The sequence below is a fragment of the Marinobacter nanhaiticus D15-8W genome, from assembly GCF_036511935.1.
In the GTDB taxonomy this organism is placed as follows: Bacteria; Pseudomonadota; Gammaproteobacteria; order Pseudomonadales; family Oleiphilaceae; genus Marinobacter_A; species Marinobacter_A nanhaiticus.
Map to the genome: position 1 here is coordinate 2,326,172 of NZ_AP028878.1, position 23,012 is coordinate 2,349,183.

The window sequence follows — 23,012 nt, forward strand, 5'->3', positions numbered from 1 at the left end:
GATCCTTCGCCTAATTCTTCTTGCTCAGTATTCGCACTCTGCTTGCGGGCTTACGTCATGTGAAGGCCCAGCCCTGACAGCTACTGCTGATAAGCCGACAGGAAATGGGCCAGGCGCTTGATGGCATCCTCCAGGGCATCGACCCGTGGGAGGAAGACCACACGCAGGTGCTGCCTGTCCTCGATATTGAAAGCCGAACCCTGGACCAGCAGGATCCTCTCCTGTAGCAAGAGGTCCAGCACCATCTTCTCGTCGTTGTGGATGGGATACCGCTTGGGGTCGAGCTTGGGGAACATATAGAGTGCACCCATGGGCTTGACGCAGCTTACACCAGGAATGTCGTTGAGCAGTTCCCAGGCGGTTTCGCGTTGATCATAGAGCCGCCCACCCGGCGCCACCAAATCCTCGATCGATTGGTAACCGCCCAATGCCGTCTGGATTGCGAGCTGTGCGGGTACGTTCGAGCACAGGCGCATCGACGCCAGCATTTCGATACCTTCGATCAGGTCGCGGGCCTTGTGCTTGGCACCGCTGATGATCATCCAGCCGGAGCGGTAGCCCGCGGCCCGGTAATTCTTGGACAAGCCGTTGTATGTGAAAAACAGTACGTCGTCTGCCAGGGAGGCGGTTGAGATGTGCTCGACACCGTCATACAGGATCTTGTCGTAAATCTCGTCCGACAGGACGATCAGGTTGTGCTGGCGGGCCAGCTCGATTACCTGCTCCAGTAACTCACGGGGATACACCGCGCCGGTCGGGTTATTGGGATTGATCAGCACGATGGCGCGGGTACGGGAGGTCAGCTTGCTCTTGATATCGTCGATGTCAGGGAACCAATCCTGGGCTTCGTCGCAGTGATAGTGGACTGGCTTGCCGCTGGATAGGGTGATGGCTGCGGTCCACAGCGGGTAGTCCGGGGCTGGCACAAGGACCTCGTCGCCGGTGTTCAGCAGCGCTTGCATGGACATCACAATCATTTCGCTGACACCGTTACCCAGGTAGATGTCGTCGATATCGACCTTATCGATGCCCCGTTGTTGGCAATAATGCATCACAGCCTTGCGGGCAGAGAACAGCCCCTTGGACTCTACGTAGCCCTGGGCCGAATGCATGTTATAGATAACGTCCTGCTGGATTTCCTCAGGCACATCGAGTTCGAAGGCCGCCGGGTTGCCGATGTTGAGCTTCAGCACCCGGTGGCCTTCCTCTTCAAGGCGACGCGCCTCACGCAAAACCGGACCGCGAATCTCGTAACACACGTTATCCAGCTTCGACGACTTCTTAAAATTCTGCATGATGGCGCGGTTCCCAATACTGAGTGTCAGAGCGGCTATTCTAGCCAAACCCCACATTGGGGAGAAAGGGAAGAAACCTGCTGAATTGTGATGAAAAGTGGCACAATGCCGAAAAAATGTTGAAGGGGGAGGCCCATGCTTGCATTCCAGGTGATCGAAGACCGGGCCGCGGCCAGGGTAGGCGGGCCAAAGGGCCTGGAAAGTCGCATGCCGAACGTGCGTAAAAAGGAAGAGATTGCCGCCATGCCGGATCGGGAGTTTTTGTCGAGCATGACCCGGCGTATCTTCCAGGCGGGGATGAAGCACAGCGTGAGCAATGATCGCTGGCCCAGGTTTGAGGATTACTTCTGGAGCTTCGAGCCGGAAAAGCTGATGCTGCTTTCCGAGGAACAACTGGAGCAGGCGATGCAGAACCCGGAATTGATCCGCCATTGGGGCAAACTTCGGACGATTCCTTTCAACGCAGGCGAAATGTACCGGATCAGCCGGGCCGAAGGCGGTTTCGGCAAGGTTATCGCGGACTGGGACGATGGCGACCTGTTTGGTCTGTGGGCTTGGCTCGGTAAACGTTTCCAACGGATGGGCGGTCAATCGGGGGCGCGCTTCCTGCGTCTGACAGGGCGCGACACCTTCCTGCTAACCGACGATGTGATCGCCGCCCTGGTTACCAGCGATGCCATCGACGAGAAGCCGACCCGCAAAGCCGACAAGCAGAGGGTGAACGATGTCTTCCTTGAATGGCAGGCTCAGTCCGGGCGACCCCTGGCGCATATCAGCCGTATTCTCTCGATGACGGTCGACTAGTCATCGCGGGTCAATTGAGACGAGGTTGCTTGTGCAGCGGTTTTAATTGTGCACAATTTAATATCGAAAAATCGGAGGCAAGGCAGGTATGGCTTTGAGCGTGCCCGGTACAAGCCCGCACAGACTTGAGCAGGAGTAGGTTATGTCTTCCCAGGCGCTATACGACATTGAAGTTCAGGATATCAAGGGCCAGAGTCGTACCCTTGATGAATACCAGGGCAAGGTCCTGTTGATCGTCAATACGGCCAGCAAGTGTGGTTTCACACCTCAGTTCGAGGGATTGCAGAAACTGCACCAGGAGCTGGGCGGCAAAGGTTTCGTGCTGGGTTTCCCCTGTAACCAGTTCATGAGCCAGGATCCAGGCGACAACGATGAAATCAGCCAGTTTTGCAGTCTCAACTACGGTGTAGACTTCCCCATGTTCGCCAAGATCGAAGTCAACGGGCCCAATACCCATCCGCTGTACCGTTTCCTCAAGAGCGAAGCCAAGGGATTGATGGGCTCGGAGAAGATCAAGTGGAACTTCACCAAATTCCTGGTTGACCAGAATGGCAAGGTGGTCAAACGGTATCCTCCGACTGCGAAACCGGAAGCTATCCGCAAGGATATCGAACAGTTACTTTAATCACTTGGCCCGTAGCGCATTTTCCAGGATGATCGCTAGCTTCGGCTGCCACTATCTACTTTGATTATGACTGCAAAGAACGACAATCCGTTGGCGCTGGACAACCAGGTATGCTTTGCCCTGTACGCCGCCAATCGCGCGATGACTACGCTCTATCGGCCGCTTCTCGAAGAGCTTGGGCTTACCTATCCGCAGTACTTGGTCATGCTGGTCCTGTGGGAGGCAGACCGGCCCGGGTACGAGGATACTTCGACGGAGCTGATCAGTGTCTCCTGGCTGGGTCGTCGTCTGCGTCTGGATTCGGGAACGCTAACGCCACTGCTCAAGCGTCTGGAAGCGCGTGGACTGATCTGCCGTAGCCGCCACACGGATGACGAACGGGTGGTAACGTTGACGCTGACCGGCGAGGGGCGTGAACTGCGGGACAGGGCACTGGACATCCCCGGTAACTTGCTGTGCCGCAGCGGCCTCGGCTTGGAGGACGCCCGCACCTTGCGGCAGTCTTTGCAAAGGTTACTGGACCAGTTGCCGGAAAAGTAACCGTACGTCACCGGTCAGGCCAAGCCCTCCGGGCGCCCACCCGTCAGTTGGACGCTTGCGAGCTGGTCGCATTATTGCCGGCCCAGCGTTCGATAACCTTCTGCAGTTCCTGCTTGTTGTAGGGCTTGGTGATGTAATCGTTCATGCCGGCGGCGAGGCAGTCGTCCTTATCGCCCTGCATAACGTTCGCCGTGACCGCTATAATCGGCATCTCGCGCCAGCCCGGATTGCGTCGAATCCTTTCCGTGGCCTCGTAACCGTCGAGTACGGGCATCTGACAATCCATCAGCACGACATCGTAATTGCTATGATTCAGCGCAGCGATCGCCCGTTCGCCATTTTCAGCCAGATCGACCCGGTAACCCAATTTACGCAACATACTGCTGGCGACGATCTGGTTCACCCGATTGTCTTCGACAAGCAGGATATTGAGGCCTTCGCTCGGTCGCGGAGCGATTTCGTCCTTTTTGATATTCGGCTTGGCTGAGCCTCCAGTAGCAACTCGGAGGACCTCTTCCAGCTGATTGCGCCGCAGGGGCAGGGACACCACGCGGAGGTCCTTCCCCGATAGGGCTCGAATCGACTGCTGCGGCTCGCCCAGCAAAACGAGCGGACAGGATAGGCGCCGGTCGCTCAGCGCGCCACGGGTCCAGGCAGCGGTATCGCACAGGTAGGCTGCGGGTGAATCCCCATCGGGAGCCAATACCGGGATATTCCAGGCCTGGAGTTGGCGTTCCAGCGGGAGGCGATGGGGGTTGGCGTGAGAAATATCCAACGCGACACCCTGACGCTGCAAAGCGGGTGCATTGAATTCGACATCGCGGGCAGGTGATCGTACAGGTAGTGGGAGTAGGACCGTGAAGTGGGTACCTTTATTCTCGCGTGATTCCACCGTGATCTGGCCGTGCATGCGTTCAACCAGTTGCCGACACAAGGTCAGGCCCAGGCCGGTACCGCCGTAGCGCCGGGTGGTATCCGCTTTACCCTGGGAGAACGGCGAGAAGATTCGGCGAAGAGTTTCCTCTCCCATGCCGATACCGGTATCGATCACGTCAATCCGGGTCTCGCCGTTCCGGCTTCGAGCGCGTATGCGAACTTCTCCGGTCTCGGTGAACTTGATGCCGTTACCCAGCAGATTATTGACGATCTGTCGCACCCGTGTCGGGTCGCCCTGGTAAGTTTCCGGTAGGGCAGGATCGAGGTCGATCACCAGGTCGATTTGTTTGCTGCGAGCCTGCTGGCTGAGCAGGGTGGCACATTCCTCGATAACATCCCGGAGGCTGAATTCGATGGCTTCAAGGTTGAGTTTGCCTGCTTCCACCTTGGAGATATCCAGGATGTCGTTGAGCAGACTCAACAGGCTTTGCCCAGCGTTGTAGGCGATTTCCAACCGGTTACGCTGACTCGGTTCAAGCTCGCCCTCGAGCGCAAGACTGAGCATGCCGAGGACACCGTTGAGCGGCGTACGTATCTCGTGGCTCATGCTGGCCAGGAAGTTGGCCCGGCTGCGGGCCCGGTGCACCGCGTCTTCCTTGGCCTTGATCAGGGCCCGGTTGCCGCGCTGCAGCGCTTCATTTTTCTCGGAGATCTCACGGGTCCGATCCTCGACCTCGCGCTCGAGCTTGGACGAGTAGTGTTTCATCTTGCTCTCGGCCAACCGCACCTGGTCGAGGCTGCTGTCGATAGTATCCAGGTGCTGGTTGATGATGCCGACCATCTGGCCGATTTCATCATTCTCGTGGTTCGGTGGAACGGGGAGGCGGACCTTTTCCGGTGCCTTGGGTTCAACTTCTCGCAGGGCCTGGATTACCCGCAACAGCGGCTTGGTCAGAACAAAGTAGAAGATGAACAACAGAATGATGCTGAGCACCAGGCTTTTGATGAAGCCGCTAACCAGGGTATAGGCGGCACGGCTCAGGAATGCGGTGCCGTAGTGGTGCGTATCGATCCTGACTTCGAGCCGACCCAGGGGAATTTCATCAAGCTGGGGTACCCGGAGGTTTTCCGAATATTCGCGGTTGGGACCGAACAGGAAATCGCTTAGCATGCGATAGGTGGAATCACTGGACTCCCGGGTTGAAGCCGCAAGAACGCGCCCGTCGGGATCCACGATCCTGGCATCGACGATGGCCGGATGACGAAGTAGCCCGTCCAGCAGTTCCTTGGCCAGGCGCGTATCGATGTTGTAGGCAATCTGCGAGGCCGGGCTGTAACTGATATCCATCAGCGCCCTGATTTCCTCGTCCATCGTATGGCGGGCGTTGAAGTAATCCAGGGTGACCTGGACCATGTTGAGCAGGATGCCCAACAGCATGGCCAGCAGGACCGTGTTACGGGTCAGTCGGAAAGACAGGCGCTTGGTAAAGGGCATACTCACGATTTAAACGATCCTTGTCTCGACGCTATTACTCTGTATCGAAAACAGCGTTCCATCCTGGAAAAAGTACTCTGCTCCGAACGCATTGCGCCATCCGGTGAACCTAGTCGTCGTAATCCGCTTTCTTTTTCCATTCTTCGTCATGCAGGAAGGAATCCCATTCCTTGTTCAGGCGATGCTTCTCTTCGTCCTGGGTTTTCGGCGCTGCTCCGTTGGCCAGGTCCTCGAGCTCCTTGATACGGACCCTGAAACTTTTGATGGCTTTCAGCGCCATCGGATTATCCTTGGCCTTGCCCAACTCGGTCGACGCCAGGTGATAGGCGTGGATGGCCTTGCGGAACTGCTTTTGGCGCGTATGTTCGCGGGCCTGGGAAACGTGCAGGTCTGCCTGGGTTTTGTGAATCAGGAACAGCACCAGTTTCAGGTTGTGACGCGCCAGTTTACTGTCAAGCCGGCCACGTTTCTGCATCCCTTCGATCATCTTGAACAGCAACTGAAGCTGGCCCTTGACCTCTGCAGCGCGAGCCGGTGAATCGATGCGCTGTGGGGAGCGTTCGTCGGCGTTGTCGTCCATCTGCTGGCGCCGGGTTTTCAGTTCGTCACGCCACTTGCCGACTGGCAAGTCACCTTTGAGTGACTCGGCATCGCGGCACACTTCCTCGCCCCGCATCAGCAGGATCGACTTGAGGTCTTTCGTAAGGTATTGCGGCGGGAGCTCTTCCAGCAACCGGCGGCTGGCGCGGTAACTGTCTTCCAGGGCCTTGGCGCGCCTCGCGCGTTCGATCTTTGCCTTTTCCCGAGCCTGGCTGATTACAATAGCGGCGATCGACAGCAGGACGATGACAGCAAAAAAGATGACGATTGTGGTGGTATCCATGTTTCTGACGGCCGTCTCTCAATACCCAATGCTCGGGGACCGCTGGGGCGGTCCATGGTGGACCGAGTATAGCGCATTACTATCAATCAAAGGGTTAAGTTGTGTGTGTAAAGTAATCAATTAGCAAGATTTGACGTCACCTGCGACAGAAGTCCTAACGGTGCGATGGTTTTTATTTATGTATACCGTATTTTCCATTTTTGTGGTGAATGGTAGTCTGCAGTTTTCTATGGCGTAAACGGGACCTTCTAATGGATATTTCGCGCGTTGACCTCAATCTGCTGGTGTATCTGGATGTACTCCTGCGCGAGAAGAACGTGACCAAGGCTGCCAATCACCTGGGCATCACCCAACCCGCCATGAGCAATGGCCTGCGCCGCCTACGGGACCTGTTCGGTGACCCGTTGCTGGTCCGCACCAGCGAGGGTATGACCGCAACCGAACGTGCGCTGGAGCTTAAACCCCTGGTGCGCAACGTCCTGGCGGATATCGAGCGCGCCGTGCAGGCTAAGTCCGAGTTCGCAGCCGCCGAGAGTCATCGTGTTTTTCGTATCATGGCCAGCGACTACGCTGAATCCTGCCTGATGCCCAGGGTCTTGCGTCGGATTCGCCAGGAGGCACCGCATGTGACTCTGGACGTACTGACGCCCAGTGACGTGAGCTTTCTTGATGTGGAGCAGGGCCGCCTGGATATGGCGATCAACCGTTTTGACAAGCTGCCCCAGTCTTTCCACCAGAAAACCCTGTGGACCGAATATTTCGCCTGCCTGATGAACGCCCGTAACCCGATCCTGAGGGAGCCCTTTACTCTGGATACCTATCTCGATGCCAGCCACATCTGGGTCAGCAAGACCGGTTTCGGCGTCGGTGTTGGGGTAAACCCCAAGGACGTCCAGCGGCTGGGGTGGGTGGATGAGGCCTTGTCGCTGATGGGTCGTAAGCGCCGGATTTCGGTGTTTACCCGTCACTACCAGGTGGCCATGCTGCTGGCCGAGCAGCACGACCTGATTGCAACCCTGCCCAGCCGTGCCGCATGGTTGCAAAAGGATAATCCCAACCTGGTGGTCAAGGTGCCGCCGTTCAGGATTCCGCCGTTCGAGCTGAAAATGGCCTGGAGCCCGTTGCTCCAGCACAATCCCGACCATCAATGGTTGCGTCGTCTGATTATGGATGTGGCGGCGGAAGTAGACACCGAGTTCGCCGAATTCGGCAAGCCCTTCGAAAGCCAGGAACGCGGACCAGCTATCCAGTCAGAGCGGTAGTTCCCGTAATTCCAGAGAGGGTCGAGCAGTATCCCACATACGCTGGAAGGTCTCCGCCTGTAGTTTGACCCGACCGGGATCGGAAAACTTTGCCCAGCCCTCGATATTGTCGAAACGGTGGCGATAGGCCAGGGCCTGGCGATCAGCCAGCAGGAAGGGCTGTTCCGCGGCAGGGTAGTCGCCATTGACCAATCGTAGCTCGATCTTGCTCGGGAGGCGGCGCATGAGTTCGACCAGTTGATGTCGCCGCTGGACCAGTGGCTTATCGTCGTGTATCAGAATACGGATCTCGCACACCCGGTGCCGGCGGGCCATGTCGGAAAAGATGTCCCGCAGCCGTTTGCGATCGTAGAGGTCGTGATCGAGCAGGCGGTCGTAGAGCCAGATGCGCTGGTTGGCTTGCCCGGCAACGGTATCCAGCAAATCCAGGCAGTCCTTCTCAGTTTCGAAGTGCCAGCTGGAGTCATCCCGGCCGGCGACCGTCGGGGCGACGAGTTGGTGAACATCACGGGCCAGGATCTGAGTGGCCGCCAGGCAACGCATGTCGACGTGGGGAATGCCAGCGTCGTCATAGGGGGGCGAACATACATGAAACCCGGCTTGCTCGTAAAAGGGGATGGCGTATTCCTGGGCGCTTAGCCAGAGCTCGTCATAATGGGGTGCTGCTTCCGCCACGAGGTGGCGCAGAATCAGGTCACCGTAACCCTTACCCCGATATTCGCTTAGCACGGCCATACGGCCAATGCGACCGATATCGGTAATGGAAGGCACCAGACGGGCAACTGCAACGGGCGTATTGTCGGGCAGCACGGCGACGAAGTGGTCGGAGATCTCGTCGGTGTCATCCCACTCCAGTTCTGGCGGCACACCTTGCTCGTTGATAAAGACACGCTGACGAATATCACGGATACTGGGGGGTGCCAACTGCCAACTGTATTTGCGGATCTTCAGTTCCATTCGATGTTCCGTTCCACGCGTTCTTCTCCAGGCTCACTCGATAAGGGGCTCTTCAGCTCCAATCAATGTAGAGACTGCCATGGTTGAACAGGGTGACCAACAGTCCTGCGAGGGCCGGGTCCTCGGCTAGCCGGCGCAACTCGACCTGATTGGGTTCCGACCCTGAACACAGCACGGGCGCAATGGCCTGGGCATCGCCACCAAGCATAAAGCGTTCGCCGTCAACGAAGAGGGCGACCTGGTCACCAACGGGCCGATAGGCAAAACGCGATCCCTCGTTCCAGCGCAGTACCTCGCCCGCCTCAAGGGCTTCGACCAGTTGCCCGGCATCGATCGGATCTTCAGGTGCCGCGACGATGTCGTTGCTCTTTGGGGCCGTGGTGTATTGCCCGAGCCAGAGCGCTAGCAGGTCGCGTTGCCCCAGAGCCTCCTCGACGATTCTGGCGACGCCATCCACCGAAGCATCGCTGATCAGGCCCGGGTTGTCCTGCAGTTGCAGTTCGGGATCGCGTAGCAGACGCTCGGCACCCGGCTGGTTGCAGAGGAAGTCGCTGAAGCCCGTCAGGATGTCGTCGTGGCTGGGCGCACGGAAGCCGACGGACAGGGTAATGCAATCGTCCAGGGCGACGCCGTGATGACCGATGCCTGGGGGCAGATAGAGCATATCGCCGGGTTCGAGAACCCGGGTTTCTTCACCTTCCCATTCTTTCAGGATACGCAGTGGCGTGCCCTCGACTCGCGGGGAATCTTCGTTGCACTCGCCACCGAATTGCCACTCACGGCGACCCTGAGCCTGGATTAGGAAGACATCATACTGGTCGTAATGGGGGCCAACGCTGCCGCCTTCCGGCGCGTAGCTGGCCATGATGTCGTCAAGCCGCCAATTGGGAACGAAGCGGAAGCGATCGAGCAGGGGGCTCAGTTCCGGTACCCAATGGTCCAGGCCCTGAATCAATAGCGTCCAGTGTGTCGGGGGCAGGTTTTCAAAGCGTTCCGGCTCGAACGGACCGTTCTCCAGCTGCCAGGGGCGGCCATGGTCGTTCTCGATGACGATCCGGGATTCCACTGCAGATTCGCAGGCCAGCCCGCCCAATTCGTCCGGACTGACCGGCGAAACCAGATCGGGAAAGGCCTGACGAACCAACAGGGGCTTTTTCTGCCAATAATCGCGGAGGAAAACGGCTGCATCGAGGCCGCCTGGAATCTGCATATCAGACGGCCTTCGCCTGGTGGATGGCATTGCCGATGTAGTTGGCAGGGGTCAGGGTTAGCAGCTCATCCTTGGCTGCCTGCGGGATGTCCAGGTTACGAACGAAGTCCTGGATCAGTTCCGGCGTCATGGCCTTGCCGCGCGTAAGCTCCTTGAGTTTCTCGTAAGGCTTTTCGATATTGTAGCGGCGCATCACTGTCTGGATGGGCTCGGCCAGTACTTCCCATGCCTGGTCCAGGTCGGCATCCAGACGCGTAGGATTGACTTCCAGCTTACCCAGGCCTTTTAGCGTTGCCTCGTACGCAATCAGGCTGTGGGCGAAGCCGACGCCCAGGTTGCGCAGTACGGTCGAGTCAGTGAGGTCTCTCTGCCAGCGGGAAATCGGCAGCTTGGCAGAGAGGTGGCTGAGCAGTGCATTGGCGATGCCCAGGTTTCCCTCGGAATTCTCGAAATCGATCGGATTGACCTTGTGCGGCATGGTGGAAGAACCCACTTCGCCGGCAACGGTCTTCTGCTTGAAGTAACCCAGGGAAATATAGCCCCAGATGTCCCGGTCCAGGTCGATCAGGATGGTATTGAAGCGGGCCACTGCATCATAAAGCTCGGCAATATAGTCGTGGGGTTCGATCTGGGTGGTGTATGGGTTCCAGGTGAGCCCCAGGGAGGTCACGAAGGCGGCGGCGTTGGCCGCCCAGTCAACGCCGGGGTAGGCGGACAGGTGGGCATTGTAGTTCCCCACCGCACCATTGATCTTGCCCAGGATCTCCACGCGTTTCACCTGTTCGAGCTGGCGCCGCAGGCGATGGACCACGTTGGCGAATTCCTTGCCCACGGTCGTGGGAGATGCGGTTTGACCGTGGGTGCGCGACAGCATGGGCTGTTCGGCATGCTCGCGGGCCAGTTCGGCGAGCCGGTCGATGATCTTCTGCATGCCCGGCGCAAGGCCCAGGTCAAGTCCCTCTCGCAGCATCAGGCCATGGGAGAGGTTGTTGATATCCTCGGAGGTGCAGGCAAAGTGTACGAACTCGGTAATAGCGTGGAGTTCCGGCGTATCGGCGATCTTCTCCTTGATGAAGTACTCCACCGCCTTCACGTCGTGGTTCGTGGTGCGCTCGATGGACTTGATACGCTCAGCGTCGTTGAGGCTGAACTCCGCGACCAATTTGTCGAGTACCGTGTTGGCTTCATCGGACAACTCGGGTACTTCTGTTATACCCGGATGGGCGGCAAGTTGTTGTAGCCAGCGGATCTCCACTGTGACGCGGTTCCTGATCAGGCCATACTCGCTAAAGATTTCGCGAAAAACGCGGACTTTTTCGCCGTACCGGCCGTCAACCGGCGAGATGGCGGTCAGGGACGTCAATTCCATCGGAAACCTCTCGAAAGATCGTGCAGTTACCGCAGCCAATAATCATCACGGCGGGAGCTCGCGAAGGAGCCCACCGAAACTGATCTAGCGCTGCTGTTGAAAATGGCGCCTATGATACACCACGCTGGGTATGTTCGGGGAGTCGAATTAGGAGGGCTCTGATCACGCCGATTGGCCAAGTTCCTTAGTGGAAGACCGACTGGTTGGCCTGCTCGGATAGGCGTCGAGCCATCTCCACCACGCGTTTGCGGTAGAACACCAGGTGCCAGCGCCGCCCACCGATCTGGCGCCAGAGCACGGCTGAACGAATGCCAGCCAGTAGCAGTGCGCGAATGCGTGCGGCGTTCTCTTCGACCCGAAGTTGGGTGGGATCTCCGGTCACCTGGATACGGAGCCGGAAGGTGCTGATCGTATCGGTGTAGACCGAGGCCAGGTTGTTGACCAGGTTCATGTGGTTATAGCCGAAATGATCCGCGGTGTGGCGGGCCTGGTCGATACGGCTGCCGATAATGCGCAACATGTCCTTGTGTTTGCGCAGGCGGGATTCGAGGTGCACGAGGTTGAGTGCGTAACGCAGGATCTCGATATCCTGCTGACCCTCCTGTTTCTGTAGCAGGCTGCTCAGGACGGCCAGGCCTTCCCGGAGATCGCTCAGTTCGCCGTACACACTCAAGGTGTTCGGAGGGTTCGAGATGAACAGCGAACGGATACAGGTTTCGAAAGTGGACGGCGCGCACTGCCCGCGATGGGCGATCTGTTGTACCAGGGCCGCGGACTGGAAAACGCCGGCCAGGGCCAGGGTCTGCTCTTCTAGGGATCGACTCAACGCTACCTCGCTTTCTGTTGCGGCCTTCGCCGTTCTTATCCTGTGGGTTTATTTGACGGGCGAGTTGCTCAGGCAGACTTGGCCTGGGAAACCTCGGGTTCGTCCTTGTCGTCGCGCCAGGTTGTCTCGATGACGCCGCCACCCAGGCAGACGTCACCGTCATAGAATACGACGGATTGACCGGGTGTCACCGCGCGCTGGGCCTCGTCGAAGATCACGCGGCAACCGGTACCTTCAACTCGAACCCGGCAGGCCTGGTCGGGTTGGCGATAACGGGTCTTGGCGTGGCAGCGGAATTCCGTTGCCGGGGGCCGCGCGGCCACCCAATCAACCGGACCACTGACCAGCCCTCGGGCGAATAACAGGGGATGCTGTTTGCCCTGGACGGCGATCAGGACGTTGCGATCCAGATCCTTTTCCGCGACATACCAGGGATCGTCGTTGTAGTTGCTGAGGCCGCCAATACCCAAACCCTGGCGCTGGCCTATGGTGTGATACATCAAGCCCTGGTGCCGGCCGATCACGTCACCGGTCGGGGTTTCGATGTTGCCGGGTTGGGCGGGAATGTACTGTTTGAGAAAATCCCGGAATTTGCGTTCGCCAATGAAGCAGATTCCCGTGGAGTCCTTCTTGTCGTGGGTGACCAGGCCCGCAGCCTCCGCGACGCGACGGACTTCCGGTTTCTCGATTTCGCCCACCGGGAACAGGGTGCGCGCAATACGCTCGCCGGAAACGGCGTGCAGGAAATAGCTCTGATCCTTATTGGGGTCAAGCCCCTTGATCAGCCGGGCGACGCCGTCCTCGCCAATGTCTCTGCGCGCGTAGTGGCCCGTCGCGATGTAGTCGGCGCCCAGAGTGACGGCATAATCCAGAAAAGCGCGGAACTTTACTTCCTTATTGCACAGGATGTCCGGATTGGGCGTACGGCCGGCTCGGTATTCCGACAGGAAGTGCTCGAACACACGATCCCAGTATTCTGCCGCGAAGCTTGCAGTATGCAAGGGGATGCCGATTTTGTCGGCCACCATCTGGGCATCGGCAAGATCGGTCATAGCGGTGCAGTATTCGGTGCCGTCGTCCTCGTCCCAGTTCTTCATGAACAGGCCTTCAACGGCGTAGCCCTTCTCTTTGAGTAGCAGGGCTGCTACGGAGGAGTCCACACCGCCGGACATGCCGACGATGACCCGGGTATTGCGATTGTCTTGGGGCGTGTGTTGAGTCATGACGATTCAGACGTGTTCGATAGCCGTAAAAACAGAATGATTGGTGCGCATTCTAACAGCTTTAGCTATCGCACGTGATCCGTAGTTGCGGCTAGCGCTATGGGGGTTAGCCGGCGGGATCAACGATAACCGAAAGTGGAAAGCGGCGTCCGGCCAGGTAGTCCTCGATGCATTTCAGGACCAGCGGGCTGCGCAGCTTCTCCTGGCGCTCCCGCAACTCGTCGTAGGTCAGCCAGTGCGCAGCAATGATGTCGTCATCCAGCTCTTCGGTTGCCTGCTTCAGGACATCCGCGACGAAACAGAAGCGGTAGTAAGTCGCATCGTTGGCTGGTGCGACGTAGGTATAGAGCCCCAGGAAATGGCGGGGTTCGACTTCCCAGCCGGTTTCTTCCAATGCTTCCCGGCGTGCTGCATCCAGGATGCCTTCGTGCTCCTCTACATGTCCGGCGGGCTGGTTGAAGACGATCCGGCCGCGACTGCGTTCTTCCACCATCAGGAAGCGTCCGTCCTTCTCTGCAATGACGGCGACGGTAGCGTGGGGTTTCCAGGTCATTCAGCGATTCCTTTTCTTGGTCTTCCAGACGCCCTTCGATCGTCGTCCGTTTGAGTGGTTGGAGGTGTCGCGCGGCGCTTGTGGTAAATGGACTTCCTGCTTCCGGCTCTGTCCCGGGCGCAGGCCGTCAATGCGCCAGTCACCTATGGCTATCCTTATCAATCGCAATGTGGGGAAACCGACTGCGGCAGTCATACGCCTGACTTGCCGGTTGCGGCCTTCCGTTAGCGTGAGCTCGATCCAACTGGTCGGTACGCTGGCACGATAACGCACTGGCGGCTTGCGCGGCCATATTGCCGGCTCCTCGATGCGTAAAGCCCTGGCCGGTTGCGTGGGGCCATCCTTCAGATCTACGCCGATCTTCAGATGTTCCAGCGCTTCGTGGGTAATTTCGCCCTCCACCTGGACCCAGTAGGTCTTGGCCATCTTTAATCTGGGTGAGGCAATGCGATGTTGCAGGGCGCCATCGTCTGTCAACAACACCAGGCCTTCGGAATCGTAATCCAGTCGACCGGCAGGATACACGTCACCAATGTCGACGAAGTCGGCAAGCGTGGGGCGGCCGTCCTTATCAGTGAACTGGCACAGAACGTTAAAGGGCTTGTTTAGCAGAATCAGGTTGGCCATGGAGTGACGCAGTAAAGTGAATGGTGTACCAAGCTAAAACTACCTTATACGGCGCAAACCGTCCGTGAGCATGTAGTAATGCTTGTCCAGCCAACATATGGGTTGGGGCGGCAAGGCGTTCCACCACTGACCCCCTCCTATATCCTGCACGATCATGGCAAGCGAGGAAAATTATCCCAATATCACGGAGGCAGCTCATGGGATACCAGAAAATATCCCGCGTAGTGTGCACATTGGGTTGTCGTGCGTCGACTAAATGGGAATAAAAGGCCTATGCCTATGTAGGAACAGGATTGGCCTTTCATGGAGATTCATTATTGAAATTATTGCTGGTGGGGCGAGGGTTGGTGTTCAGAAAGCGGGGAACGGCATGTTCGAAACCGTGAATTTCAACAGCACGACATCGCTTCGAGTCTCTATGAAAGACCCGAGCTGCAATTCACCTTTCAACGACCTTTGCCAGCCAGGGCTGGCAAGGCCACCATCAATGTCACTGGTCAGGCGTGAGCGGACCGCAAGTGATTGCTGTCGGTCTCCGATTCCTTCGCATCTTCCGACTCTGAGCTGGAATGCTCGGAATTGGCAGCTTGCTGGGAATGGCTGGGCTCACGTTTTTCAAGTCGATCCAGAGGAACGATATTTATCGCATGCGTCCCTTTGTCACTCGGTTTCTTGTCAAAACTAACCGTTTGACCGGCTTTAAGCGTCTTATAGCCATCCATTTGTACGGCCGAGAAATGAGCGAAGAGGTCTTCGCTACCGCCATCCTCTATAATAAAGCCGTAACCCTTGGCGTTATTGAACCACTTCACTTTGCCTTGAGGCATGATTCACTCCCTTGTTTTCCTGCTCGTCTTATTGTTGTTTTTCATTAAGTTGCGAACTACCGGTATTCGGCCATCTGACCGCTAAAACCGGCCGAACCGAGTCCTCGGTTCGGGTTTACACAATTTTACAATGCTGAATCTACTGTTGACCAGTATTGCTACAGAGTCAATACCAAAATGCTGGTTGAGCGCCCCGGAGAGGCGTTAATATGAAATTGATCGAGATACAGGCGCGCCCTGGATGATGTCCAGGTGGTCACTGGCTTTCAGCGCGGTTTACAATCGAGTCGTAACAGGCAGGGCCTGGGCATACCAAGATGCTGGTTGCCCTTCGAGAAACAGGTAGCTATTCGCAAAGCTGTTTATCAGGCAAAAGCTGGCCACGCGTCAAAAAGATTGTAAGCTGGAGGCTCCATAGCCCCGCAATGCTTTTTATCATCACCCTAGACAGATTAATCTTGAAAACTGGCTCCTGGGGAACCACCTTCAGTTAGGGAGCGGAACTTGCCTCGCTTCCCAGTATCTAAAATCCGGTAATGAACCATGCGGAACATCGAGAATTCTCTACTAATATTGAATCAGAAGGAGGATGAACAGGACCCGGACCGCGAAGACGGTCTGGTCGTCTCTCCGGAGAAACCTGCGCTCAAGCGTCCCGCACGCTTCCGCGTGATTCTCCTCAACGACGATTACACGCCGATGGACTTTGTCGTTGATGTCCTGATGAAATTCTTCGGCATGAATGAAGAGAAGGCGACGCAGGTGATGCTGCTCGTCCATACGCAGGGAAAAGCCGTATGTGGGGTATACACCCGAGACATCGCGGAAACCAAGGCAGCACAGGTGAACCAGTACTCGTCTGAGTGCGAGCACCCACTGCTTTGCGAGATCGAACGTGCGGACTGATTAGACCTTTGGGGTGGCCCATGCTAAGCAAAGATCTGGAAATTACGCTGAACACTGCGTTCAAGAATGCCCGGGACAAGCGTCATGAGTTCATGACAGTCGAGCACCTGTTACTGGCTCTGCTGGACAATGACTCCGCGGTGGGTGTCCTCAAGGCATGTGGCGCAGATCTTCAGCGGCTTCAGGAGGAACTCCTGGAGTTCGTGGACTCAACCACACCCCTAATTCCACACAATGACAGCGAGCGTGAGACCCAGCCCACCCTGGGATTCCAGCGCGTCCTACAACGGGCCGTATTCCACGTTCAGTCTTCCGGCAAGAAGGAAGTGACTGGTGCAAACGTGCTCGTGGCCATCTTCAGCGAACAGGAAAGTCAGGCCGTCTATGTTCTGAAAAAACAGAACATCGCCCGCATCGATGTCGTCAACTACGTCTCGCACGGAATTTCTCGGGTGCAGGGAAGTGACGAGCAGGAAGGTGGCGGCGCAGATCATACCCAGGAAGAGATGGGTGAGGACGGCGCATCATCCAAGCCGCTGGAAAGCTATGCAACGAATTTGAACGAGCAGGCGCGTCAAGGCCGGATCGACCCGTTGATCGGGCGCGAACATGAAGTGGAGCGTGTGGTCCAGATCCTGGTGCGCCGCCGCAAGAACAACCCTCTGCTTGTGGGTGAGGCTGGCGTCGGCAAGACTGCGATCGCTGAGGGCCTCGCCAAGCGTATCGTCGACGGTCAAGTGCCGGATGTGATTTCCGATGCCATCGTCTATTCGCTGGACCTCGGCGCGCTCCTGGCCGGTACCAAATATCGCGGTGATTTCGAAAAGCGCTTCAAGGGACTGCTCGCCGAGCTCAAGAAAGTGGAACACGCGATTCTCTTTATCGACGAAATCCATACGATCATCGGGGCAGGATCAGCATCCGGCGGTGTGATGGATGCATCCAATCTGCTCAAGCCGCTGCTGAGCTCGGGCGAGATCCGTTGTATCGGGTCCACGACGTTCTCCGAGTTCCGCGGTATTTTCGAGAAGGACAGCGCCTTGGCACGACGCTTCCAGAAGATTGATGTCAACGAGCCCAGTGTCGAGGATACCTACCAGATCCTGCGCGGTCTCAAGTCTCACTTCGAGAAGCATCATGATCTGAAGTATACCGATAAGGCCTTGCGTGTCGCCGCGGAGTTGGCGGATCGCTACATCACCGACCGGCATCTGCCGGACAAGGCGATCGACGTGATCGATGAAGCCGGTGCCCGCCAGCGGCTACTGCCAAGCAACAAGCGACGTAAGGTCATTGGCGTGTCGTCGATCGAGGATGTGGTGGCAACCATCGCGCGGATTCCGCCGAAGAGCGTATCCACTAGCGATAAGGACCTGCTGCGTAACCTCGAGCGGGATCTCAAGATGGTGGTCTTCGGGCAGGACCGGGCGATCGAATCCCTGTCCACGGCGATCAAGTTGGCCCGTGCCGGTCTGAAAGCACCTGAGAAACCGGAAGGTGCCTTCCTGTTCGCCGGTCCGACCGGTGTGGGCAAGACCGAGGTGACGCGTCAGTTGGCGAAAGTGTTGGGTATCGAATTGGTGCGCTTCGACATGTCCGAGTACATGGAGCGTCATACGGTATCCCGCCTGATCGGTGCGCCTCCGGGCTATGTTGGTTTTGATCAGGGCGGCCTGCTGACGGAAGCGGTAAACAAGCAGCCGCACTGTGTGTTACTGCTGGACGAGATCGAGAAGGCGCATCCGGAAGTATTCAACCTTCTGCTGCAGGTCATGGACCACGGCACGTTGACCGACAACAACGGTCGCAAGGCGGACTTCCGCCACGTGATCCTGGTGATGACCACCAACGCCGGCGCCGAGTCCATGAGCCGCCGCTCGATCGGCTTCAGCGAGCAGGACCACAGCACGGACGGCATGGAAGTCATCACCAAGACCTTCACGCCTGAGTTCCGCAACCGCCTGGATGGCATTATCCAGTTCGAGGACCTCAACCGGGATACCATCACCCATGTGGTGGACAAGTTCCTTACGGAGCTTCAGGCCCAGTTGGACGAGAAACGTGTCGTTCTGCATGTGGACGACGACGCCAAGCGGTGGCTGGCGGAAAAGGGCTACGATGTCACCATGGGGGCCCGTCCGATGTCCCGCCTGATCCAGGACAAGATCAAGCGGCCGTTGGCGGAGCAGATCCTCTTCGGCGCACTGGCCGAGAGCGGTGGCGAGGTGCATGTTCATCTCGAGGGCGACGAACTGGTCTTCGAGTACGAGAACGAGCCGGCCGAAGCCGTCTGATCCTGCCGGATTCCAGGTGTCAGCAAACCCGCTCCGTTGGAGCGGGTTTTTTATGGCCTCCGATAGGCCTTCTTTCACTGAGGGTTGTGATGGATCGGGATGACTTGGAGCCTGAAATAGAAAAGCCCCAACAAATTGGGGCTTTTCTTAAGATCGTTCCAGTCGCTTGCTTGCTCTCCAAACCCGTTGGTGCGTTACGTTGCAGTACAATCGAAATGCAGAACAGGTGGGGCGGTGTGGAGCGATTAGCGGGCGCGGTAAACGATACGGCCTTTGCTCAGGTCATAGGGAGTCAGCTCGACCTTGACCTTGTCGCCAGTCAGGATGCGAATATAGTTCTTCCGCATCTTGCCGGAGATATGTGCAGTCACAACGTGGCCGTTGGCCAGCTCGACGCGAAACATCGTGTTTGGAAGAGTGTCGACAATGACGCCTTCCATTTCAATGACATCAGATTTTGCCATTCAGTAGAAACCTCACAATTTTCAAACGTATGTCTGTCGTATTGGCTGTAGACCTACTACATCGGGTCGATGCGGGTAAAAATCAAGCCAACACACGCCATTCTGTTAATCGCTGTCTTATAAATGAGCGCAATTCTGCCTGAATCCTGAGCGTATAGCAAAAGCCGACACCACACTTATTCCGAGGATTGTCGGGAGTAAGGCCTGTTTAATGGCTAGGCGCTGGCGATCAACTGTTGCCAGTGACCGCCGACCAATGCCTCCAGCGGTTTGAAGCGGGCTTTGTAGTTCATCTTCCGGCACTCGCGAATCCAATAGCCCAGGTAGAGGAAGGAGAGGCTCCGGCGACGAACTTCCTCGATCTGCCAGAGGATGGCGAGTGTACCCAGGCTGCGGTCGTCCTCGTCCGGATCGAACAGCGTATAGATCGCGGAGAGGCCGTCGTCCAGTGCGTCGACCACGGCCAGGCCGATCAGGCGTTCACCCTGCCACATTTCCAGGAATTCGCTCTGGTTGGCGCCTTCCACCAGGAACGAAGTGAACTGTTCCCGCGAAGGTGGATACATATCCCCATCAAAATGTCGCTGCTCGATATAGCGCGCGTAGAGCTGATAGTAGTTTTCCTGGAAGCGGGCAGGAGACAGCCGGAACCTGAGGTCTTCGTTGCGCTTCCAGACGCGGCGTTGGGAGCGGTTCGGTTCGAATTGCTCTGCATCCAGCCTCACGGGGATGCATGCATTGCAGGTTTCGCAATGTGGCCGATAGTAGTGGGAACCACTGCGGCGGAAGCCCAGTGCCGTCAACTGACTGTACAGCCGCTTGTCGACGTGGGCACGGGGGTCGACGAACATCGTGGTGGCTTCACGGTCGGGAAGATAGCTGCAGTCATGCGGCGGCGTGGCGAAGAAAACCAGCGTCTTGAGGCTGCTCATCAGGGACACCTCTCACTCATCACCGCTTTGGGGCCAAGGATTATCCAATGCCCACAAACGGTGGCCGGGCTGTTTGCCGATGTTTTCCCCCAGTATAGTTAAAAATCTGGAGCGCGGGATACACCGCGCCCCGAGGCTGATCAAGTGGCCGTTTTCCACCTGGCAGTCCATCATCGAATAGCCCCAGCTCCGTAGCTGCCGGGCGACATGGGCAAAGACGACCTTGGATGCGTTATCCTCCCGCGTGAACATGGACTCGCCGAAGAAGCAGCGACCGATACCGACGCCATAGAGGCCGGCAGCGAGTTCGCCGTTGGCGTTCCAGGCTTCGAAGGAGTGGGCGAGGCCAAGTCGATGTAGCCTCCGGTAAGCCTTTTCCATTTCATTGGTAATCCAGGTGCCTTCCTCGCGGACCTCGGCGCAGCCCCGGATGACGCCGGCAAAATCCTGGTCGATAGTGATCCGGTAGCGTCCCTGATTCAGAGTTCGCCTTAGTCGCCTGGATATGTGGATCTCGTCAGGAAAGAGTACGCAGCGGGGATTGGGCGACCACCAGAGAATCGGTTGTTCCTCGCTGAACCACGGAAAGATGCCGCTACGGTAAGCGAGTTCGAGGCGTTCCGGAGATAGGTCTCCGCCGATTGCGAGCAAGCCGTCCGGCTCCTCCAGTGCCTCATTGGGCGAGGGAAACCAGAGTTCGTCGGGATCAAGCCAGGGCAAAGAGGTCATTGTTAGGTCGGATACTCCTTGGCGCGCCGGCGGTTGTTATCCATGCAAAGCCTAGCATGCAGCAGGAAGTTCACACGAGTGAAATCAGGCTGGGCCCCGGACCATTCGGCCCGGGACGATGCGGTGGCGCGTCAATCAATCAGTCAGCTGGTCCAGGAATTTCTCAGCGTCCAGAGCAGCCATGCAGCCGAAACCGGCAGAGGTGACGGCTTGGCGGTAGACGTGATCCGCCACGTCGCCCGCGGCGAATACCCCGGGAACGCTGGATTGCGTAGCCATTCCCTCGAGGCCGGAGCGAATGCGGATATAGCCGTTATCCATATCCAGTTGGCCCTCGAACAGATCGGTATTCGGTTTGTGGCCGATGGCGATGAATACGCCCGCCAGTTCAAGGTCGCGGGTCTCGTCAGACGTGGTGCTCTTGATGCGGATGCCGGTAACGCCAGTGGCGTCGCCAAGCACCTCGTCCAGGGTGTGATCCCAGATGATCTTTACGTTGCCGTTCTTCTCTTTCTCGAACAGTTTGTCCTGGAGGATCTTTTCGGCGCGTAGTTTGTCACGGCGGTGAACCAAGGTAACCTCGTCGGCAATATTGGAGAGGTACAGCGCTTCTTCAACCGCTGTATTGCCGCCACCGATAACCGCAACCTTCTGCTTGCGGTAGAAGAAACCGTCGCAGGTGGCGCAGGCAGACACACCCTGTCCCTTGAACTTCTCTTCGGAATCCAGGCCGAGGTACATGGCGGAAGCGCCGGTGGCAATGATCAGTGCGTCACAGGTGTACTCGCCGCTGTCGCCCTTGAGGCGGAATGGACGTTGGTTCAGGTCGGCTTCATTGATGGTGTCGTAAACGACCGAAGTCTCGAAACGCTCCGCATGCTTGAGCATGCGCTGCATCAGCTCGGGGCCCTGCACACCGTCATTGTCACCCGGCCAGTTGTCCACGTCAGTTGTAGTCGTGAGCTGGCCGCCGACTTCGATACCGGTAATCAGGGTTGGGTTCAGGTTGGCGCGGGCGGCATAGACAGCAGCGGTGTAGCCGGCAGGTCCGGAACCCAGAATGATCAGTCGGGAGTGGTTGACTTCGCTCATGATGTGTTCTCTCTTGAAATGTGCCTGACGGGCGGCGGGACATCCCTAGGACAACTTTCGAGAAATCCCATCGCCCTCAGGAGACCAGGCAATCCTCGATAAACGCCACCCGTTTTGTAAATGGGGGCGAGCATACCACGATCCCGCAGTCGGCCCGAATTGTTTGGCGCAATATCTTTTATTGCACCGAACTATGTACTGCCTCCGGCTTAAAGTGTCTGCGCCGGACGAAGGCGTCGCTGTCGATCGATTTGCTTTCCGCTAAGCGGATATGACGGCAAATAAGGGGATTTCAAGCGGCGCCTTTCAGGCCAGCACTGGCACCTGTTCCAGCAGCAGCTTGACCCGCTGAAGGCTTTGGCTGGACTCGCCCTGTTCCAGTCGGTGACGAGCCACTGCTGGTAGTACAGCCTGGATGTCGTCCGGCAACACATGATGTCGGCCATCCATAAGGGCCCAGGCTTTTGCCGCCCGAATCAAGCCCAACCCGGCGCGGGGGGAAAGGCCATACAGGACACCGGGCATCCGCCGGCTCTGCTGAAGGATGCGTTGAACATAGTCGAGTAACGCGGGGCTGGTCGAGATGCGTTCCACACCTTGCTGCAGCGTGTGCAGGTGGTCACCGGTGACCAGTGGCTGGAGTGCGGAAATGAGGCTCCGACGATCGGTGCCTTCCAGTAGCTCACGCTCAGCCCTGGGATCGGGGTAGCCGAGTTCGATACGCATCAGGAATCGGTCGAGTTGGGATTCCGGCAAGGGGTAGGTCCCACCCTGTTCCAATGGGTTCTGGGTCGCGATCACGAAAAAGGGCGCAGGTAACGGACGGGTTTCGCCTTCGATGGAAACCTGGCGTTCCTCCATGGCCTCAAGCAACGCGCTCTGGGTTCGTGGCGAGGCACGGTTGATCTCATCGGCCAGCACAACCTGGGAGAAGATTGGTCCTTGATGGAATACGAGGCTACCCGCTTCCTTGTCGTACATGGAAAAACCGAGGACATCCGCCGGAAGCAGGTCATTGGTAAACTGGATGCGGGTATAGCTCAGATCCATGACGCGGGCGATGGCGTGGGAGAGGGTAGTCTTGCCCATGCCCGGTATATCCTCGATCAGCAGGTGGCCCCGGGCCAGCAGGCAGCAGACGGCCAGGCGTACCTGACGGTCTTTACCCAGGAGAATGGCGTTCAGGCGGTCAACGGTGGCATCAACGAGTTTTTTCATGGGGC

The 23,012-nt window shown here is 57.6% G+C and carries 22 protein-coding genes; 6 read left to right on the plus strand and 16 right to left on the minus strand.

Annotated elements, in window-relative coordinates:
• Positions 1–80: 80 nt before the first annotated feature.
• Complete coding sequence (locus RE428_RS10405; RefSeq protein WP_004581941.1) at positions 81–1,295, minus strand: pyridoxal phosphate-dependent aminotransferase; 1,215 nt, start codon at positions 1,293–1,295, stop codon at positions 81–83.
• 135 nt (positions 1,296–1,430) lie between these two features.
• Between RE428_RS10405 and RE428_RS10410 the strand changes: the two genes are divergently transcribed.
• The 3 genes from RE428_RS10410 (at position 1,431) to RE428_RS10420 (ending at position 3,264) form a co-directional block, all read left to right on the plus strand.
• Entirely contained in the window at positions 1,431–2,099 is a 669-nt protein-coding gene (locus RE428_RS10410; RefSeq protein WP_004581942.1) for a DNA-3-methyladenine glycosylase I, read from the plus strand.
• A gap of 142 nt (positions 2,100–2,241) precedes the next feature.
• On the plus strand, positions 2,242–2,724 hold the full coding sequence (locus RE428_RS10415) for a glutathione peroxidase (RefSeq protein ID WP_004581943.1): 483 nt from the start codon (positions 2,242–2,244) through the stop codon (positions 2,722–2,724).
• Between the two features lie 66 nt (positions 2,725–2,790).
• A complete protein-coding gene (locus RE428_RS10420) occupies positions 2,791–3,264 on the plus strand; it encodes a MarR family winged helix-turn-helix transcriptional regulator (protein ID WP_040883427.1) in 474 nt (157 codons plus the stop codon).
• A gap of 43 nt (positions 3,265–3,307) precedes the next feature.
• On the opposite strand, the gene RE428_RS10425 is transcribed toward RE428_RS10420, so the two are convergent.
• Both RE428_RS10425 and RE428_RS10430 read right to left on the minus strand, forming a co-directional pair.
• Positions 3,308–5,635 carry a hybrid sensor histidine kinase/response regulator gene (locus RE428_RS10425; RefSeq protein WP_004581945.1) on the minus strand — a complete coding sequence of 776 codons (2,328 nt, stop codon included), beginning with the start codon at positions 5,633–5,635 and terminating at the stop codon, positions 3,308–3,310.
• Between the two features lie 109 nt (positions 5,636–5,744).
• Positions 5,745–6,518 (minus strand): hypothetical protein, encoded by a 774-nt coding sequence (locus tag RE428_RS10430; RefSeq protein WP_004581946.1) that lies wholly within the window; start codon positions 6,516–6,518, stop codon positions 5,745–5,747.
• A gap of 251 nt (positions 6,519–6,769) precedes the next feature.
• Between RE428_RS10430 and RE428_RS10435 the strand changes: the two genes are divergently transcribed.
• The gene (locus RE428_RS10435) at positions 6,770–7,780 is read left to right on the plus strand and encodes a LysR family transcriptional regulator (protein ID WP_004581947.1); all 1,011 of its coding nucleotides are present in this window, start codon (positions 6,770–6,772) and stop codon (positions 7,778–7,780) included.
• Here RE428_RS10435 and RE428_RS10440 read toward each other — a convergent pair.
• From RE428_RS10440 to cspD, 8 genes are all read right to left on the minus strand, one after another.
• On the minus strand, positions 7,769–8,737 hold the full coding sequence (locus RE428_RS10440; protein ID WP_004581948.1) for a GNAT family N-acetyltransferase: 969 nt from the start codon (positions 8,735–8,737) through the stop codon (positions 7,769–7,771). The genes RE428_RS10435 and RE428_RS10440 overlap by 12 nt on opposite strands.
• A gap of 52 nt (positions 8,738–8,789) precedes the next feature.
• A complete protein-coding gene (locus tag RE428_RS10445) occupies positions 8,790–9,947 on the minus strand; it encodes a cupin domain-containing protein (RefSeq protein ID WP_004581949.1) in 1,158 nt (385 codons plus the stop codon).
• A 1-nt stretch (position 9,948) separates the two neighbouring features.
• Positions 9,949–11,316, minus strand: coding sequence for an adenylosuccinate lyase (purB, locus tag RE428_RS10450; RefSeq protein WP_004581950.1), 1,368 nt, complete (start codon positions 11,314–11,316; stop codon positions 9,949–9,951).
• Positions 11,317–11,500: 184 nt separating this feature from the next.
• Entirely contained in the window at positions 11,501–12,142 is a 642-nt protein-coding gene (gene hflD, locus RE428_RS10455; RefSeq protein WP_004581951.1) for a high frequency lysogenization protein HflD, read from the minus strand.
• Between the two features lie 68 nt (positions 12,143–12,210).
• Complete coding sequence (gene mnmA / locus RE428_RS10460; protein ID WP_004581952.1) at positions 12,211–13,365, minus strand: tRNA 2-thiouridine(34) synthase MnmA; 1,155 nt, start codon at positions 13,363–13,365, stop codon at positions 12,211–12,213.
• Positions 13,366–13,471: 106 nt separating this feature from the next.
• Positions 13,472–13,918, minus strand: coding sequence for an NUDIX hydrolase (locus RE428_RS10465; RefSeq protein WP_004581953.1), 447 nt, complete (start codon positions 13,916–13,918; stop codon positions 13,472–13,474).
• Positions 13,919–14,545 carry a pseudouridine synthase gene (locus tag RE428_RS10470; RefSeq protein ID WP_004581954.1) on the minus strand — a complete coding sequence of 209 codons (627 nt, stop codon included), beginning with the start codon at positions 14,543–14,545 and terminating at the stop codon, positions 13,919–13,921.
• A 497-nt stretch (positions 14,546–15,042) separates the two neighbouring features.
• Entirely contained in the window at positions 15,043–15,372 is a 330-nt protein-coding gene (gene cspD, locus RE428_RS10475; protein WP_004581955.1) for a cold shock domain-containing protein CspD, read from the minus strand.
• Between the two features lie 543 nt (positions 15,373–15,915).
• On the opposite strand from cspD, the gene clpS reads away from it, so the two are divergent.
• Together clpS and clpA are read left to right on the plus strand one after the other, a co-directional pair.
• Entirely contained in the window at positions 15,916–16,278 is a 363-nt protein-coding gene (gene clpS / locus RE428_RS10480) for an ATP-dependent Clp protease adapter ClpS (RefSeq protein WP_004581956.1), read from the plus strand.
• Between the two features lie 20 nt (positions 16,279–16,298).
• Positions 16,299–18,572: an ATP-dependent Clp protease ATP-binding subunit ClpA gene (clpA, locus tag RE428_RS10485; protein WP_004581957.1), complete on the plus strand. Its 2,274-nt coding sequence runs from the start codon at positions 16,299–16,301 to the stop codon at positions 18,570–18,572.
• A 245-nt stretch (positions 18,573–18,817) separates the two neighbouring features.
• Here clpA and infA read toward each other — a convergent pair whose 3' ends face one another.
• The 5 genes from infA to RE428_RS10510 all read right to left on the minus strand — a co-directional run bounded on the left by infA (position 18,818) and on the right by RE428_RS10510 (position 23,007).
• A complete protein-coding gene (infA, locus tag RE428_RS10490; RefSeq protein WP_004581958.1) occupies positions 18,818–19,036 on the minus strand; it encodes a translation initiation factor IF-1 in 219 nt (72 codons plus the stop codon).
• Between the two features lie 215 nt (positions 19,037–19,251).
• Positions 19,252–19,968 carry an arginyltransferase gene (locus RE428_RS10495; RefSeq protein ID WP_004581959.1) on the minus strand — a complete coding sequence of 239 codons (717 nt, stop codon included), beginning with the start codon at positions 19,966–19,968 and terminating at the stop codon, positions 19,252–19,254.
• 12 nt (positions 19,969–19,980) lie between these two features.
• Complete coding sequence (gene aat, locus RE428_RS10500) at positions 19,981–20,697, minus strand: leucyl/phenylalanyl-tRNA--protein transferase (RefSeq protein WP_004581960.1); 717 nt, start codon at positions 20,695–20,697, stop codon at positions 19,981–19,983.
• Positions 20,698–20,832: 135 nt separating this feature from the next.
• Positions 20,833–21,789 (minus strand): thioredoxin-disulfide reductase, encoded by a 957-nt coding sequence (gene trxB / locus RE428_RS10505; RefSeq protein ID WP_004581961.1) that lies wholly within the window; start codon positions 21,787–21,789, stop codon positions 20,833–20,835.
• A gap of 306 nt (positions 21,790–22,095) precedes the next feature.
• Positions 22,096–23,007, minus strand: a complete 912-nt coding sequence (locus tag RE428_RS10510; RefSeq protein ID WP_004581962.1) for an AAA family ATPase — start codon at positions 23,005–23,007, stop codon at positions 22,096–22,098.
• Between the last annotated feature and the right edge of the window lie 5 nt (positions 23,008–23,012).